This is a genomic window from Streptomyces sp. NPDC005955 (genome assembly GCF_042871255.1).
Taxonomy (GTDB): domain Bacteria; phylum Actinomycetota; class Actinomycetes; order Streptomycetales; family Streptomycetaceae; genus Streptomyces.
Window position 1 is genome coordinate 29323 of record NZ_JBIAIF010000003.1, and the last position, 16363, is coordinate 45685.

Sequence of the window (16363 nt, forward strand, 5' to 3'; positions counted from 1 at the left end):
CTTCTCGTCGTGGAGTCGTCATGCCCCTGCCCCGCCGCGGCACCACCGCGCTCGCCCTCGCGGTCGCCGCCGCCCTCGCCCTCACCGCCTGCGGCTCCGACTCCGCCACGGAGTCCGGCTCCGGCCCTGCCGCCACGGACCGCAAGGCCGGTGCCACCCCGGGGCCGGTGGAAGAGGACTTCGCCAAGGTCATCGAGCAGACCGCCGCACTGGGCACGGACGCCGCCCTCGGCGAGTTCCCCCGTACCGTCAAGCACGCGATGGGGACGGTCGAGATCCCCGCCCGGCCCCAGCGGGTCGTGGTCCTCGACGTCGGCGAACTCGACAACGTCGTCTCGCTGGGCGTCAAGCCCGTCGGCTACGCACCCACCGAAGGCGACGCCCGACTCCCCTCGTACCTGCGCGAGAAGGCCGGCGCCCCGAAGAGCGTCGGCACGGTCAACGCCCTGAACCTGGAAGCGATCGCCGCCCTCAAGCCCGATCTGATCCTCGGCACCCAGCTCCGCCTGGCCAGCCAGTACGCACAGCTGAAGGCGATCGCGCCGACCGTGCTCTCGCTGCGCCCCGGCTTCCCCTGGAAGGAGAACTACCTCCTCAACGCCGCGGCCCTCGACCGGACCGCGAAGGCCCGGGCGGGCCTCGCCGCGTACGAGAAGAAGGCCGCGGACCTCGGTCGGGACCTCGGCGGCGACAAGCCGACCGTCACCATGCTCCGGTACATGCCGGGGGAGATCCGTCTCTACGCCAGGGCGTCCTTCATCGGCACCGTCCTGGAGGACGTCGGGATTCCGCGACCGGAGAACCAGCAGGCCGACGAACTGTCCACCAACGTGTCCACCGAACGCATCGACGACGCCGACGCCGACTGGATCTTCACCGGGGTCTACGGCGATCCCGCGAAGACCGACCGGTCCGAGGTCGAGGACAGTCCCCTGTGGGAGGGTCTGGGCGCGGTCGAGGCCGGCCGGGCCGAGGACGTGTCCGAGGAGACCTGGTACCTCGGTCTCGGGGTGACCGCCGCCCATGAGGTCCTGGACGACCTGCGCGGTCATCTCCTGAAGTGACCACCCGTTCCGGTCGGCTCCGACGGGGATCGGCCGTCCGGCGGAGCGCGCGGGGCAGGTAGCCTAGCTCCGTGCCCCGCCTGTCTGAAGTCATCGCCGCGCTCGACGCCCTGTGGCCCCCCGAGCGGGCCGAGGGGTGGGACGCGGTCGGCCCCGTCTGCGGCGATCCGGACGCCGAGGTGCGCCGGGTCCTGTTCGCCGTCGACCCCGTCCAGGAGGTCGCCGACGAGGCGGTCCGGCTCGGCGTCGACCTGCTGGTCACCCACCACCCGCTCTACCTGCGCGGCACCACCACCGTCGCGGCCTCCCACTTCAAGGGCCGCGTCGTGCACACGCTGATCAAGCACGACGTGGCGCTGCTCGTCGCCCACACCAACGCCGACCGCGCCGACCCGGGGGTCTCCGACGCCCTCGCCGGCGCCCTGGACCTGAGGGTCACCGGTCCGCTGTTGCCCGATCCCACGGACCCGGCGGGCCGCCGGGGCCTCGGCCGGATCTGCGAACCCGACCGCCCGATGACCGTGCGCGAGCTCGCCGCCCGGGCCGCCGAGCGGCTGCCGGCCACCGCACAGGGCATCCGGGTCGCCGGCGACCCGGATGCGCCCGTCCGGACCGTCGCCGTCAGCGGCGGCTCCGGCGACGGCCTCTTCGACGAGGTGCGGGCGGCGGGCGTCGACGCCTTCCTCACCGCGGACCTGCGCCACCACCCGGTGTCCGAAGCGCGGGAGCACAGCCCCCTCGCGCTGCTCGACGCCGCCCACTGGGCCACCGAATGGCCCTGGTGCGAGCTGGCCGCCGCCCAGCTCGACACGATCTCCGACCGGCACGGCTGGGGACTGCGCACCTACGTCTCCCGCACGGTCACCGACCCCTGGACCGCCCACGCGGCGTCCGCACCACCACTCGTCACCACCAACGACCCGGGAGCCCCCAACTGAACGCCGCGCCAGCCGACCAGCTCCGCCTCCTCGACGTCCAGGCCCTCGACGTCCGGCTCCAGCAGCTCGCCCACAAACGGAGGTCGCTGCCCGAGCACGCAGAGATCGAATCGCTGGGCAAGGACCTCGCCCAGCTCCGTGACCTGCTCGTCGCCGCGCAGACCGAGGAGAGCGACTGCGCCCGGGAACAGACCAAGGCCGAGCAGGACGTCGACCAGGTCCGTCAGCGCGCCGCCCGCGACCAGCAGCGGCTGGACTCCGGTGCCGTCTCCAGCCCCAAGGACCTGGAGAGCCTCCAGCGCGAGATCACCTCGCTCGCCCGGCGCCAGGGCGACCTGGAGGACATCGTCCTGGAGGTCATGGAGCGCCGTGAGTCCGCGCAGGAGCGGGTCACCGAGCTGACCGCGCGGGTCACCGCCGTGCAGGCCAAGACCGACGACGCCACCGCCCGCCGGGACGCCGCCAGCGGCGAACTCGACGCCGAGGCGGCGACGGCCACCAAGGAGCGCGGGCTGATCGCGGCCACGATCCCGGCCGACCTGCTCAAGCTGTACGACAAGCTGCGCGAGCAGCAGGGCGGCATCGGTGCGGCCCGCCTCTTCCAGCGCCGCTGCGAGGGCTGCCGTCTGGAACTCAACATCACCGAGCTGAACGACGTGCGCCGCGCGCCCTCCGACACGGTCGTGCGGTGCGAGAACTGCCGCCGCATCCTGGTCCGCACCGCCGACTCCGGCCTGTAGGGAAGCGTTTCGTGTCGTCTGCCGTGCGGGAGTTCGTGGTCGAGGCCGACGGCGGTTCCCGGGGCAACCCGGGTCCCGCCGGCTACGGTGCCGTCGTCATCGACGCGGCGAGCGGGGAGGCCCTCGCGGAGGCCGCCGAGTACATCGGTGTCGCCACGAACAACGTCGCCGAGTACCGGGGGCTGATCGCGGGGCTCCGTGCCGCGCACGCGCTCGACCCCGGTGTCCCGGTGCGGGTCCGGATGGACTCCAAGCTCGTCGTGGAGCAGATGTCGGGCCGCTGGAAGATCAAGCACCCCGACATGAAGCCGCTCGCCGCCGAGGCCGCCGCGGTCTACCCGGCGGGGCGGGTCACGTACGAGTGGATCCCGCGCGAGCGCAACAAACACGCGGACCGGCTCGCCAACGAGGCGATGGACGCCGGCAAGCGGGGCGAGCAGTGGTCGCCGTCCGCCTCCACCGCCGACCTCGGCGAGGTCCGTCCGCCGGTGCGCGAGCCCGGTGACGCGGCGGCCGGCGCGGCCAGGGCGCGCGCCGCTCTGGCCGCCGCCGCGGGGACCGCCGCATCAGCGTCGGAGGGCGCCTCCTCGGCCGGCGAGGTCAAGGCCCGCGCCGACCTGCGGGCCGCGCGGAACATCAGTGCCGCCGCCTCGAACGGGACCCGGCAGGCGCCGAGCACCGGTTGGGGCCCCTCCGCCGACATGGGCCCGCCCGCGACGTTCGTGCTGCTGCGGCACGGCGAGACGCCGCTGACCCCGTCCAAGGTGTTCTCCGGCAGCGGCGGCGGCGACCCCGCGCTGTCCGAGGTGGGCCGGGCCCAGGCGGCGCTCACCGCCGAGGCGCTGGCCGCCCGGGGCACCGTCCAGGCGATCGTCTCCTCACCGTTGAAGCGGTGCCGGGAGACCGCCGGGGCCGCGGCCGACCGGCTGGGGCTGCCGGTGGACGTCGACGAGGACCTGCGCGAGACCGACTTCGGGGCCTGGGAGGGCCTGACCTTCGGCCAGGTCAGGGAGGCGTACCCGGAGGACCTGACGGCCTGGCTCGCCGATCCGGCGGCCCGCCCCACGGGCGGCGGCGAGAGCTTCCTCGCGGTCGCCGAGCGGGTGGAGCGGGCGCGCGACCGGCTGCTCGCCCGGTACGCGGGCCGCACCGTGCTGGTGGTCACCCACGTCACGCCGGTGAAGACCCTGGTGCGCCTGGCCCTGGGGGCCCCGCCCGAGGCGCTGTTCCGGATGGAGCTGTCCGCCGCGGCGCTCTCGGTCGTCGCCTACTTCCAGGACGGCAACGCGAGCGTGCGGCTGCTCAACGAGACGTCCCACCTGCGCTGACGGCGTGCCGTCCCCGGTCGGTGATCAGCGGTCGGCGGCCAGTGCGGCGGCCTCGCGCGCCAGGGCCTCGACGCGGTCCCAGTCACCGGCCCGCACCGCGGCCTCGGGGAGCATCCAGGAGCCGCCCACGCACGCCACGTTGGGCAGCGCCAGGTAGGACGGGGCCGTGGCGACGCCGATGCCGCCCGTGGGGCAGAAGCGGGCCTGCGGCAGCGGACCGGCCAGGGACTTGAGGTAGGCGGTGCCGCCGGCGGCCTCGGCCGGGAAGAACTTCATGTCGCTGACCCCGCGCTCCAGCAACGCCACGACCTCCGAGGTGGTGGACACCCCCGGCAGGAACGGCACCCCGGACTCCTGCATGGCGTCCAGCAGTGCGGGCGTCCAACCGGGGCTGACCAGGAACTGCGCCCCGGCGGCCACCGCGGCGGCCACGTGTTCCGGACGGGTCACCGTGCCGGCCCCGACGATCGCGTCCGGGACCCCGTCGGCGACGGCCCGGATCGCGTCCAGCGCCGCGGGCGTGCGCAGGGTCACCTCGATGGCCGGCAGCCCGCCGTCGACCAGGGCCCGCGCCAGCGGTACGGCGTCGGCGGCGTCCTGCACGACGACCACCGGAACGACCGGCGCGAGGTCCAGTACGGACGTCGGAGCGGAACCGCGGGCACCGGAAGCGGGCGGCGGCGGGGCGGGCTGCGAGGAAGTCATGGGCCCATCCTGCCGCCCGAGGAGCAGCATGCGCAAAGCGCGTTGCGCATGCTGCAATGTGTTAGTGGATCTCGGTCACCACGACGTCCAACGACCACGGGGCGCCCGCCCGCGCCGGCGGCTGTGCCTCCACCAGGTACCCGAGGTCCCGCAGCGCCCCCACGAGCTCCGCGGGCCCCTTCGGCTCCGCACCCGCGGACAGCAGGCTCCGCACGATCCGCCCCTTCGTCGCCTTGTTGAAGTGGCTGACCACCGACCGCTTCTCCACTCCGTCCACCACCTGGGCGTGCAGCACCCGCACGGTCGCCGTCCGCGAGGCGACCTCGCCCTTCGGCTTCCAGGCCGCCGCGTACGCCGACGAACGCAGATCCAGCACCAGCCCCCGGTCCGCCGCCGCGGGCAGCACCTCGGCCATCACCGGCCGCCAGAAGGCACCCAGCGCGCCGAGCCCCGGCAGCTTCACCCCCATGGCACACCGGTACGGGGGGATCCGGTCGCCCACGCGCACGGCCCCCCACAACCCGGAGAACACCAGCAGCGAACGGGTCGCCCGCCGCTTGGCCGCCGCATCCAGCGACCCCAGGTCCAGCGCGTCGTACAGCACCCCCGTGTACAGCTCACCGGCCGGCCGGGCGCCCGCCGTGCGCAGCGCCGCGTTCTTCCCGACCTCCGCCCGCTGCCCCTCGCTCAGCCCGAGCACCGCCCGCGCCGCGTCCTCGTCCCCCAGACACAGCTCGACCAGCGCGTCCAGCACCGCCTCCCGCGCCGGCGCGAGCCCCGCCAGCGACAACCCCTCCGCCTTCAACGGGGCTCCCCGGCCGGCGGCGGCCTTGCCTTCCGACGGCGGCAACAGCACGAGCACGGCTTCTCCAGTGGCGCGAAGTGACCGGGGCGACCGACCCCGGCCGCCCAGCCTAAGCGCTCCGCGACCCCCCGCCCGGCCGCGGCCCGCGGTCAGAGACCAATGTCCCTGGCCCGGGGCACGGTCGACCGTTTAGGGTGCGTACGCGGGGGTTTTGTCGCACGGTCGGCGTTGGCGCGGACCGTCCCGGCACAAGGGAGGAACAGACCGTGCCGTCGCCACAGCCCCCGGTACCCGTCCCGGCGCGGACAGCGCTCACCTGGGACGTCACCTTCCCCGCCCCCACCGCCCCGGACCAGCCGTCGCGCGCCGCCGCCGAAGGGGTCAGCCCGGCCCTGCTGCGCCGGGTGGCCGGATTCCACCAGGCGCAGCTCACCGACGCCCGCTTCCTGTGGTGCGAGGACGGCGAGTGGGCCCTGTGCCACCTGGAGCTGAGCACCGCGCCCCAGGAGGAGCCCGTCGTCACCCTGCGGACCGCCCCGCTGACCGGGCCGCCCTCCGGGCTCACCGCCCGCGAGGTCGACATCATCTCGCTGGTCGCCCTCGGGCTCTCCAACCGCGAAACGTCCAGCCGCCTCGGCACCAGCATCCGCACCGTCACCACCCAGGTCGAACGCCTCCTCAAGAAGCTCGGCCAGGACTCCCGCGCCGGACTCAGCGCCCTCGCCGTGGACCGTGACCTCATCCGGCTGCCCATCCCCGGCGGGGTCGAGCACCGCTCCGGCATCCGCGTCCTCGACATCGAACGCCACGCCGCGACCGTCGTCGGCCTCCCGGTCGCCCGCCGCAGCCGCCGTCACCACCCCGCCACCGGGCGCGCCGGGCGGCCCACCGTCCGGATCGGCACGATCGTCGTCGCCGGGGCGTTCGCCGCCGACGGACGGGAGTCCGCGCGCGGCGCCGCCCTCGCCGTCCGGGACATCAACGCACTGCGCCACGACCACGGACGCTCCGTCGAGCACCTGACCGTGCACATCGACCCCTTCGACCCCGCCTCGGTCGAAGACGCCCTCGCCGAACTCGCCGAGGCCGACGTCGACGCCGTCACCAGCAGCTACGCCAGCGCCCTGAGCCCCGCCGTCTTCGGCTTCGCCGCCGACTTCGGGCGGACCTTCCTGCACACCAACACCTGGACCCGCAGCGTGGACGCGGTCCGCGCCGATCCCCGCCGCCTCGGACACGTCTTCCAGACCTGCCCCTCGGAGACCGCGTACCAGTCCGCCCTCCTCGGCTACCTGCGCGGCCACCGGGCCGAGGGCGACGCCCCGCCCCGGGTCGCCATCGTGGAACTCGACGGCTACGGCTGCGCGATCACCGACGACACCTTCACCGCACGGGTGCGCGAGGCCGGCTGGAGCGTGACCTCCACGCACCGGGTCGGACTCACCGTCGAGCACGTGGACGACCTGGTCAAGGAGGTCCTCCACGACCGGCCCGACCTGGTCGTCGTCTCCCACCTGAGCGTGGAGACCGCCGCGGCGCTCCAGAACGCGATCACCCGGCACCGGCCCCACCAGCTCACCTACCACATCTACACCCCGTCGGTGCCGGGCTTCGCCCGCCGCATCGAACACCGCGGGGGACAGGTCATCTGGTCCACCGTCACCGGCCGCCCCGACGACCCCCTCGGGCTGCGCTTCAGCGAGCGCTACGCCCGTGCCTTCGGCGTCCCGCCCGGCCGCAGCCAGGCCAGCGCGGCGTACGACCAGGTGCGGATGGTGCACGCCGCGTTCTCGATCACGGGCTCGCTGCGCCCCGAGGCGGTGGGCGCGTACCTCCGGGACTCGGCGTACCGCGGGGTCAACGGCACGTACCTGTTCGCCTCGCCCGGCCAGGCGGTCTCCGGCTACCCGTACGACTCCGGGGACGCCAGCCTCTCCCAGCCGATCCGTACCTACCGCCTCTCCACCGCGGGCCAGGAACTCCTTCCGCTCCCGGCCTGACGACCCTGCCCACGTCCCGGCCGCCGCGTCACTCCGCGAAGAACTCCGCGTACGCGTACGCGACCCGGGGCACCGTGCACGGGTGCCCCAACGCCAGGTGCATCTCCTGCCGCTCCGGTAGGAAGATCGCACTGGCGACGGTCGACCCCTGCTCCAACACGTGCTCGGCCGCGTTGGGGTGGCAGCACAGGGAGTCGGGGAAGTTCTCGTGGTCGCTCAGCACCTCGTGCCAGCCGGCCACCGACGGCTCGGGCATCAGCTCGGCCGTCTGCTCGCCGCGGGCCCGCCGGAACGGCGAATCCGGCATCACCCGGGGACCGAGGTCCTCCGCGACCGAACCGAACTCCGCGTCGCCGCCGTGGAAGTGGTTCGCGTGCACCAGGTACTGCCCGCGCTCCACGGGCGTCCGGTGGACCTCCGCCCGACCGCCCGGACGGGTCTCCGCGTCCACCGCACGACCGTCCCCCACCAGCAGGTAGTTCGCGGAGGACGACCGCTCGACCCGGTCCAGCAGGGCCAAGCCCTCCTCGACCGACGGGGAGTCCAGCAGCGCCCGCAACATCAGGTGGTACGGCACCCCCACCGCACCGACGTCCCGCGAGGTGACCAGGGCGTTGGTGAGGACGGTGACCCCCGCCGCGTTCATCCCGAACTTCGCGAGCAGCCCCGCCTCCACCACCGACACCCACCGCGGCCCGCGGTCCGGCACGGACTCCAGCACCACCACCGTGTCGTGCGAGAACGGGATCCAGTCCCAGTTCTGCCCCACGATCGGCTCCGCACCCCGCAGATCGCAGAAGGACGTGCACTCGGCGGGCGGACGCCCCGCGCCCGCGCCCCGGGCCGCCGCGATCTTCCGGGCCTTCCCGGAGAACAGGATCTCGGTCCGCAGGTTCAGCGCGAGCACGTCCTCGAAGGACACCCCCGCGCCCTCGGCGACGCCCCGCATCTCCGCGAGGTAGCCGGCCCCGGCCCGCGGCCCGTCCGCCGCCAGGTGCACCGCCTCGAACCGCTCCAGCGCGGGCAGGAACGACTCCGCGAGCGCCCGCGCCCCGGACCAGGTCAGCCCGGCGAACTTCGCGTACACCTCCTCGTAGGCGGTCAGGCTCGCCTGCACCCGTTCCTTCGCCGCGGCCCCGTACTGGCGGCCCCGCTCCAGCGGCCCGCCCTCCGTCCGGACCACCAGCGCCGGCGGGTACACGACGTGCGCGGCCCGCGCCCCGCCGCTCATGCCGCGCCCTGCCCGCCGTCGACGGCCACCACGACGCCGCTGACGTACGAGGACTCCTCGGACGCGAGGAACACGCAGACCCGCGCGACCTCCTCGGCCGTGCCGAGCCGCCGGGCCGGAATCCGCTGGAGGACCTGCGCGAATGCCTCCGGGTCACCGGACACCGTCGTCATCGGGGTGTCGATCACCCCCGGCGCCACGGCGTTGCAGCGGATGCCGTCCGGCCCCCACTCCACGGCGAGCTGCCGGGTCAGGGCCTCCACCGCGCCCTTGCTGGCGCTGTACGCCGCGCTCGGCTCGCCCGCGTCCCCGCGGACCGCCGCGATCGAGGACAGCAGGGTGATGCTGCCGCCGGCGCCCCCGTCGATCATCTGCCGGGCCGCCGCCGCGGCCACCAGCATCGAACCGCGGGCGTTCAGCCCGACGACGGAGTCCCAGTCGGCGGCGCCCGTCGCGGTGGCGGCCCGGAAGCGGTAGACGCCCGCGCAGTGCACCACCGCGTCCGGGGCCCGCCCCTGCCAGCGCCGGGCCGCACCGTCGAACGCCTCCTGCACGGACCGTTCGTCACTCACGTCACAGGCGAGCACGGGGTACGGGGCGTCCTCGGCGGGCCGCAGATCGAGACCGACGACCGACCAGCCGAGGCCCCGCGCCAGGTCGGCGGTGGCCCGGCCGATGCCGGAACCGGCACCGGTGACGAGCAGCCGGCGGGGCGCCCGGGCGCCCGGATCGGTGGGTGTGACGCTCATGAGGTGAGCACTCCTCCGTTGACGTTGATGGTCTGGCCGGTCACGTAGGGGGCCCCGGACAGCAGGAAGTGCACGGCGTCCGCGACGTCGTCGCCCGTTCCGTGCCGTTCCAGGGGCACTTCGGCGGCCACCCGCTGCCGCTCCTGGTCGGGGGTGCGACCACTGCGACGGGCCCGGGCGGCCAGCTCCTCGCGGTGCATCTCGGTCATGATGTAGCCCGGCGCCACGGAGTTGACCGTGGCCACCGGCGCCAACTCCACCGACAGGGTCGCCATCAGCGACTGCACGGCCGCCTTCGAGGCGCTGTAGGCGCCCGCACCGGGCGTCGGCACCTGGGCGAACAGGGAGCCGAGCACCACGATCCGACCGCGCTCGCCCCCGCGGCCCAGGAGCGGCGCGACGGCCCGCGCACAGCGCAGCACCCCGAAGAAGTTGATCTCGAACACCCGGCGCACCGCCTCGTCGGAGGTCTCCAGCAGCGGGGTGTCGGGACCGCCCACCGCCGCATTGGCGACGAGCGCGTCCACCGCACCGAACACCTCGACGGCCCGGGCCGCCATCCGCTCGGCGCCCGTCTCCTGAGCCACGTCCACGACCAGCCCGACCGCCTGCCGCCCGGTCGGGTCCAGCCGTCGGGCCACCCCTTCGACCCCGGGGTCCACATCGGCCAGCAGCACGTTCCAACCGCCGCCGAGCAGTCGCTGCGCCACGGCCAGCCCGATGCCCCGCGCCGCCCCGGTGACCAGGGCGGTACGGCGCCGGTCGGTCCCGGCCCCGGCCCCGGTCACGCCGCCACCTCGGCGGCCCGCACGGCGGCGGCGATCTCCTCGCCGCGCGCGAACCAGATCCCGTCGTCCGCGCGCAGCCGGGTCAGGAACGCCTCCAGCATCCGCAGCCGCCCGGGCCGTCCGATGATCTGCGGGTGCACGGTCAGCGTGACCAGGCCCCCACCGGCGTGGATCGCGGAGGTCTCCTCCTCCCACACCTCGGCGACCTCCCGGGCCGAGCGCATCGTCTTGTTCCAACTCGTCGCGTCGAACCAGAAGTGCGGCGCGTCGTCCAACGACCAGTGCACGGGCACCTCCACCAACCCGTGACCGGGGTGCGCGTAGGGCCGGACGGCGTCCATCATGTTCGACGCGTACGAGAAACCGTGCGCGACCAGCAGGTCCAGCGTGTTCCCGCTGATGTCCCAGGACGGCGACCGGTAACCGTGGATCTCACCGGCGATCGGCCGCAGTGCTTCCAATCCGCGGACGAGTTCCGTTTCCTCTTCTTCCCGGGCCATGAGATGCGGGGAACGATGGGTGTATCCGTGATGGCCGATCTCATGTCCGTGGGCGACGACGGATTCCAGTACGTCGGGATAGCGCACGGCGTCCCCGCCGCACACGAAGAACGTCGCCGGAATATCGAGCCGGGCGAAGATCTGGAGGAGTTCCGGCACTGCGGTCCGGGCGCCGTACCGCGCCTGGGAGAGAACTCCGGGGCGGGCGGCGTTCGCGGGGTCCTCGGCGAGCCACAATTCATCGGCGTCGAAGTCGACGGTCACCGCCATGGCCGCTCTACAGCCCACAGGCCACATGTAGGGGTCCTCTCATCGCTCGCGGGATCGCACCGCAGGTCCCCTCGCGGGAACGTGTCGCGGGATTGAGGAACACGGTATCGGCCCAGGTCGCGGGGCGAACTCCGTAAGATTACGTACGAGCCGTGCCGACGGCAGCGCGCCCCGGGAGCGGAGCGGTGGGCCCCGGCGGTGCCATACGTACAGTTGCGTATGTCGGTCACCGCCGCGGTTTGCCACCCTTCGGGAATCGATGGAACCCCGTTGAACCCGACGGGCGCGGAGAGGAATCAAGCCGGTGTCCAGTACCACGACGGAGAAAGCACCCCAGCTGACGAGAGTCCTGAGGCTGCCCGCGATCGTTCTGTTCGGTCTGACTTACATGTCCCCGGTGGCCGTGTTCACCACGTACGGAATCGTGGGCGCGGAAACCGGCGGACACCTTCCGGCCGCCTACGTCCTGGCGCTCGCGGTGATGTTGTTGACCGCGCACAGTTACGGGCGAATGGTGCGGAGTTTCCCGGCAGCGGGTTCCGCTTACAAGTACTCGCAAAAGGTCTTCGGCGGTCACGTCGGTTTTCTGACCGGCTGGACCCTGATGCTGGACTACCTGTTCCTGCCGATGGTGTCGTTCCTGCTCGCGGGCATCTACCTGCACGCCCAGTTCCCGGGCGTCCCGCAGGGCGTGTGGAGCGTCCTGGCGCTGCTGCTGGTGCTGGCCTTCAACGTCATCGGGGTGAAGTTCGTCAGCAAGATCACCGCGATCATCATGGGCGCCACGGCCGTGCTGCTGGCCCTCTTCGTCGCGCTGGCCGGCGCCAAGTCGAACGTCCCGGCCGGTGAGCTCTTCGACTCCTTCGTGCCCGCCTCCGACCAGTGGTCGCTGCTGGCGGGCGGCGCCGCGATCCTCGCGCTCAGCTTCCTCGGCTTCGACGCGGTGTCCACCCTCGCGGAGGAGGCCCACAACCCGCGCCGGACCGTTCCGCTCGGCATCATCCTCACCACCGCGATCGGCGGCGGCCTGTTCATCCTGGTCGCCTGGGTCGGCGCCCTGGTCCGCCCCGACAACAACTTCACCGACCCCGACTCGGCGGGCGCGGAGCTGATGCGCACCGTCGGCGGCAGCGCGATGAGCACGGCGTTCACCGTCGTCTACGTGATGGGCTGCATCGGCTCGGCGATGGTCTCCCAGGCGAGCGTCTCCCGGATCATCTTCTCGATGGGCCGCGACGGGCTGCTGCCCCAGCGGGTCTTCGGCCGGTTGAACCCCCGCTTCGGCACCCCGGTCGGTGCGCTGATCGCCGTCTCGACGGTCGCCCTGCTCTCGGTGGCCCTCACCCTGGACCAGGCCGTCGTGATGATCAACTTCGGTGCGTTGGCCGCGTTCTCGATGGTCAACCTCAGCGTGATCAAGCACTACCTGACCGGCCCCAAGCGTTCGCTGACCCCCCGCTCCCTCCTGGTCAACGGCCTGCTGCCGGGACTCGGCTTCGCCAGCACGGTGTGGCTGTGGACCAGCCTGACCGGCGAGACCTTCGTCGTCGGCCTGGTCTGGATGGCGGTCGGCGTGGTGCTGCTCGCGATCACCACCCGGTTCTTCACCCGCCGCCCGCCGGAGCTGCACATGGGCATGGAGGACGAGGACCTCACCCCGGGCGTGCCCGGCGCGCCGCGCGAGACCACGGCGAACCCCGTGGGCTGACCGACCGGCTCCCCCCCCCCGCGACACTGCGCCCCGCCCCGGGCACCCCCCCCACCTCTCCGTGGGACCCGGGCGGGGCGCTGGCGCGTGCTGCACGGGCTCAGCCGGTGGGGGCCGTCGCGGCACGCACCTCGCCGACCAGGGCGTCCGGGTCCTCCGCGTACAGATGGAGGACCGAGAAGGACTCCGTGCGGCCGAGCAGCGTGGTGTGGGTCAGCGGGGTCGCCAGCTCCAGGATGACGTTGGTCAACGCGCCGACGTCCAGGACCAGTTCGCCCGGTGGCCGCTCGGGGGAGGTGCGCAGCCCCCGACGCACCGCGGTGATCTCCGCGAACGGGATCCGCAGGTCCACCGCGGCGCCCCGGCGCACCCGCAGCTCGGTGGCCGCCAGCACGTGCGGACGGGTGACGGCCGCCGCCTGGAGTCCCAGCACCATCAACAGCGTGTACACGTCGAGCACCAGCATCACCCCGTGGAGGACCGGCAGTTCACGTAGCAGATAGGAGATGCCCACCGTCTCGACCAGGCAGGCGAAGGCGACGCCGTAGACCATCGCGGCCTGGCCCTTCGCGTAACCGAAGGCCCGGTGCCCCGCCCCGACCCCGTTCCGCCGGCGGGTCACCCACAGGACGTGGGAGTGCAGGGTGCGCCCCTCGTGCCGCACGATCCGGCGGAGGGAGCCGGGAGTCCGCGGCGCCCGCTTCCGCCCCGCTTCCCGCGCCTCCTCCGACTCGTCCCCCTGCTCGGCCCCGGGCGCCGTCCCGTTCGCGTTCACGCCGCTCACGCCGCTCACCGGTCCGCCAGGAAGAGGGCGATGGCGCGGTGCACCGCTGCGGCCTGGGCGGGGGCGAACTCCGCGAGGACCGAGTCCATGAGGCCCGGCGCGGCCCCGTCGCCCGCGGTCGGCGCCGCGTCCGTCAGGTGCTCCGCGAGCGACGGGGGCAGCAGCGCGGCCAGGGCCCGGGCCGCCCCGTCCACCCGGGGGTCGGTGGTGTCCGCCGCCGCCAGGTCGTCCAGCAGGGCGTACACCTCATGGGCCCGGTCCGCCGCGCCCGGCGTCTGCACCATCTCCCCGAGCACGGTGACCAGTGGGGCCCGGTCGTCGTCCGAGGTGGTGGAGTCCAGCAGGATCAGCAGTTCCCGGTCCTTCGTCGCCATCGGGGACGCCGGGGCGTCCGGTCGTGACGCCGCCAACTCGCCGAGCAGTCCGGTGAGCTGGGGGGACACCGGGCCGTCCGAGGACACCCGCCCCGCTCTGGCCTCCGTCAGCAGGGCGCCCACGCGCCGTCGTCGTTCGCGCAGCGCCACTTCCTGCCCGGCCAGGTCCTCGTCCAGCTCGGTCAGCACCTCGGCCAGCTCCCGGCCCGCGTCGTCCGCGATGACGTCGCGCACCTCGGGGAGCCCGAGGCCCAGCTCGGTCAGGCGGCGGATCCGGGCCAGCGTGACCGCGTGCCGCAGTGCGTAGTCGCGGTAGCCGTTGGCCCGCCGCTCGGGTTCCGGCAGCAGTCCCAGGTGGTGGTAGTGGCGGACGGCGCGGGTGGTGACGCCGACGACAGAGGCGATCTCTCCGATTCGCATGCCCCCAGTAGAAACGTTGACGCTGCGGCCGGGTCAAGCCCCTCGATTGACGGCTAACGTCGTTAGCCTTACGGTGTGGCTAACGACGTTAGCTTCGGGTTGTCGGTGACCTTCGGGCCGCGGCACCCCCATCCCTTCGAGGAGCCCTCGTGACGACCACCACCGAACCCAGCTGGAGCACCCGCACCGCGCCCGGTCAGGCCCCGGCGCCCGGTGGACGCACCCGGGCCGTGCCCGCCCCCGCGCTACGGGTCGCCTGGTTCGCCGCCGCCCTCTTCTGGACCGCGTTCGCCGTCCTGGAGGGCGTCAACCACGGCTGGCTCGCCGGCGGCACCGCCCTGCTCTTCGCCGTCGCGCCCGACCTGGCCCTGCTGGTCGGCATCCGCGAACACGGCGGTCTCGTCCGGGGCCAACTGCCGCCCCGCGCCGTCCCGTACTACAACCTCGCGCACCGGGCGACGGTCCCGCTCGGCCTCGCGGTGCTCTACGCGTTCGCCGCTCCCGAGGAGTGGGCCCCCCTCTTCGCCGGCCTGTGCGGCTGGCTCGCCCACATCTCGTACGATCGCGCCTTCGGGTACGGACTGCGGACGAAGGACGGTTTCCAGCGTGGCTGAACGGCACACGGGCGCGACGGCGGAGCTCCCCCCGGGCGCACGGGACCCGCTGTCCCGCCTCACGCCCCGGGGCCGGGAGATCGTCCTGGCCGCGCGCGCCCTGGTGGAGGAGTCGGGTCCCGCCGCCCTCACCATGCGGGCGCTCGCCGACCACCTCGGCATCAAGGCGCCCTCGCTGTACAAGCACTTCCCGGACAAGGCGGCCGTCGAGGCCGAGGTGATCGCCCTCGGGCTGCTGGAGACGGCGGAGGCGCTGGAGGCCGCCGAGGAACACTTCGCGCGGTCCGCGCCCTCGACCCCGTCCACCCCGTCGGTGCCGTCCACCCCGCCCACCCCGTCCGTGCCGTCCGTGCCGTTCGCGCCGGAGCCCGACTCCGCCGCTGACGAGCCCCGCACGCTCCTCGCCGCCCTCGCCCGGGCGTACCGGGCCGACGCGCTCGCGCACCCGCACGTCTACCTCCTCGCCACGGAACGCCCGCTGCCCCGCCACGCCCTGCCCGAGGGGCTGGAGGCCCGGGCGGCCATGCCCCTGATGCGGGCCTGCGACTACGACGTGGACCGGGCCCGCGCCGTGTGGGCCTTCGCGCACGGCATGGTGAGCCTGGAGATCCACGGCCGGTTCCCGGACGGCGCCGACCTCGCGGCGGCCTGGCGGGCGGGCGTACGCGCCCTGGAACGCTGACCCGCCGCGGGTGCCCGGCCCGGGTACCATGTGCGTACGGCAGACGAGCCGGGCGGGCGGCCGCGTGGGCATCGCGAGATGCTCCCGAGGAACGTCCGGGCTCCACAGGGCAGGGTGATGGCTAACGGCCACCCGGGGTGACCCGCGGGACAGTGCCACAGAAAACAGACCGCCGGGGACCGTATCCGTACGGGACCAGGTAAGGGTGAAACGGTGGTGTAAGAGACCACCAGTGCCCAGGGTGACCTGGGCAGCTAGGTAAACCCCACCCGGAGCAAGGTCAAGAGGGAGCACTCCGGTGCTCCTGCGCGGACGTTCGAGGGCTGCCCGCCCGAGTCCGCGGGTAGACCGCACGAGGCCGACGGCAACGTCGGTCCTAGATGGATGGCCGTCGCCCCGATGGCCGCGAGGCCCCGGGGAACAGAACCCGGCGTATGCCCGACTCGTCTGCCCCTTGGGGCTTCCTCGGCCGGGCCTCGGCTACTTCGGCGAGGTCTTCGACCGCCCGTCCCCGGAACCGCTGGCCCGGTGGCAGGACTCCGACGGCACCGACCTGTGGGCGACCGGGGACGAGAGCCGCGATCAGATCATCGCGTTCTACCGTCGTACGCGGGAACACTCGGACGCGACGATCGACGAACTCCGTGAGCCGGTCCCCGTTGC

16 protein-coding genes, 1 other RNA gene and 1 pseudogene are annotated in these 16363 nt (G+C 73.6%); 10 read left to right on the forward strand and 8 right to left on the reverse strand.

The annotated features are described in order from the left end of the window. Positions 1-20: 20 nt before the first annotated feature. The 4 genes from ACFYOU_RS08780 to ACFYOU_RS08795 all read left to right on the forward strand — a co-directional run bounded on the left by ACFYOU_RS08780 (position 21) and on the right by ACFYOU_RS08795 (position 4070). On the forward strand, positions 21-1064 hold the full coding sequence (locus ACFYOU_RS08780) for an ABC transporter substrate-binding protein (RefSeq protein ID WP_391304269.1): 1044 nt from the start codon (positions 21-23) through the stop codon (positions 1062-1064). Between the two features lie 71 nt (positions 1065-1135). Beyond that, on the forward strand, positions 1136-2002 hold the full coding sequence (locus tag ACFYOU_RS08785) for a Nif3-like dinuclear metal center hexameric protein (protein ID WP_391304270.1): 867 nt from the start codon (positions 1136-1138) through the stop codon (positions 2000-2002). Then, positions 1999-2742: a zinc ribbon domain-containing protein gene (locus ACFYOU_RS08790; protein WP_385495314.1), complete on the forward strand. Its 744-nt coding sequence runs from the start codon at positions 1999-2001 to the stop codon at positions 2740-2742. Before ACFYOU_RS08785 ends, ACFYOU_RS08790 begins: the two co-directional genes overlap by 4 nt. A 23-nt stretch (positions 2743-2765) precedes the next feature. Continuing rightward, positions 2766-4070, forward strand: coding sequence for a bifunctional RNase H/acid phosphatase (locus ACFYOU_RS08795; RefSeq protein ID WP_391304948.1), 1305 nt, complete (start codon positions 2766-2768; stop codon positions 4068-4070). A gap of 24 nt (positions 4071-4094) precedes the next feature. Here the strand turns inward: ACFYOU_RS08795 and eda are convergent, their stop codons facing one another. Both eda and yaaA read right to left on the reverse strand, forming a co-directional pair. Further along, complete coding sequence (gene eda / locus ACFYOU_RS08800; protein ID WP_391304272.1) at positions 4095-4775, reverse strand: bifunctional 4-hydroxy-2-oxoglutarate aldolase/2-dehydro-3-deoxy-phosphogluconate aldolase; 681 nt, start codon at positions 4773-4775, stop codon at positions 4095-4097. A 61-nt stretch (positions 4776-4836) separates the two neighbouring features. Then, complete coding sequence (gene yaaA / locus ACFYOU_RS08805) at positions 4837-5637, reverse strand: peroxide stress protein YaaA (protein WP_389770866.1); 801 nt, start codon at positions 5635-5637, stop codon at positions 4837-4839. Positions 5638-5846: 209 nt separating this feature from the next. Between yaaA and ACFYOU_RS08810 the strand changes: the two genes are divergently transcribed. Beyond that, a complete protein-coding gene (locus tag ACFYOU_RS08810) occupies positions 5847-7580 on the forward strand; it encodes an ABC transporter substrate-binding protein (RefSeq protein ID WP_391304274.1) in 1734 nt (577 codons plus the stop codon). Between the two features lie 28 nt (positions 7581-7608). Here the strand turns inward: ACFYOU_RS08810 and ACFYOU_RS08815 are convergent, their stop codons facing one another. The 4 genes from ACFYOU_RS08815 to ACFYOU_RS08830 are packed head-to-tail and all read right to left on the reverse strand — an operon-like array spanning position 7609 to position 11118. Further along, positions 7609-8811: a C45 family autoproteolytic acyltransferase/hydolase gene (locus tag ACFYOU_RS08815; protein WP_389770871.1), complete on the reverse strand. Its 1203-nt coding sequence runs from the start codon at positions 8809-8811 to the stop codon at positions 7609-7611. Beyond that, positions 8808-9560, reverse strand: a complete 753-nt coding sequence (locus tag ACFYOU_RS08820; protein WP_391304276.1) for an SDR family oxidoreductase — start codon at positions 9558-9560, stop codon at positions 8808-8810. Before ACFYOU_RS08820 ends, ACFYOU_RS08815 begins: the two co-directional genes overlap by 4 nt. Then, positions 9557-10348, reverse strand: a complete 792-nt coding sequence (locus tag ACFYOU_RS08825; protein WP_391304278.1) for an SDR family oxidoreductase — start codon at positions 10346-10348, stop codon at positions 9557-9559. Before ACFYOU_RS08825 ends, ACFYOU_RS08820 begins: the two co-directional genes overlap by 4 nt. Beyond that, positions 10345-11118, reverse strand: a complete 774-nt coding sequence (locus ACFYOU_RS08830; RefSeq protein WP_389770877.1) for a polysaccharide deacetylase — start codon at positions 11116-11118, stop codon at positions 10345-10347. Before ACFYOU_RS08830 ends, ACFYOU_RS08825 begins: the two co-directional genes overlap by 4 nt. Positions 11119-11422: 304 nt before the next feature. Between ACFYOU_RS08830 and ACFYOU_RS08835 the strand changes: the two genes are divergently transcribed. Then, complete coding sequence (locus ACFYOU_RS08835) at positions 11423-12826, forward strand: amino acid permease (protein WP_391304280.1); 1404 nt, start codon at positions 11423-11425, stop codon at positions 12824-12826. 100 nt (positions 12827-12926) lie between these two features. Here the strand turns inward: ACFYOU_RS08835 and ACFYOU_RS08840 are convergent, their stop codons facing one another. Further along, complete coding sequence (locus ACFYOU_RS08840; RefSeq protein WP_391304282.1) at positions 12927-13610, reverse strand: hypothetical protein; 684 nt, start codon at positions 13608-13610, stop codon at positions 12927-12929. Positions 13611-13615: 5 nt separating this feature from the next. Beyond that, positions 13616-14404, reverse strand: coding sequence for a MerR family transcriptional regulator (locus ACFYOU_RS08845; protein ID WP_391304283.1), 789 nt, complete (start codon positions 14402-14404; stop codon positions 13616-13618). A gap of 149 nt (positions 14405-14553) precedes the next feature. Between ACFYOU_RS08845 and ACFYOU_RS08850 the strand changes: the two genes are divergently transcribed. The 4 genes and pseudogenes from ACFYOU_RS08850 to ACFYOU_RS08865 form a co-directional block, all read left to right on the forward strand. Then, positions 14554-15018: a DUF4260 family protein gene (locus ACFYOU_RS08850; RefSeq protein ID WP_391304285.1), complete on the forward strand. Its 465-nt coding sequence runs from the start codon at positions 14554-14556 to the stop codon at positions 15016-15018. Positions 15019-15067: 49 nt separating this feature from the next. Continuing rightward, a complete protein-coding gene (locus tag ACFYOU_RS08855; RefSeq protein ID WP_391304950.1) occupies positions 15068-15700 on the forward strand; it encodes a WHG domain-containing protein in 633 nt (210 codons plus the stop codon). Between the two features lie 44 nt (positions 15701-15744). After that, positions 15745-16150, forward strand: an RNA gene (rnpB, locus tag ACFYOU_RS08860) — RNase P RNA component class A. Positions 16151-16181: 31 nt separating this feature from the next. Next, positions 16182-16358: pseudogene (locus ACFYOU_RS08865) on the forward strand (type I restriction endonuclease subunit M); the annotation flags it as partial. Positions 16359-16363 lie beyond the last annotated feature (5 nt).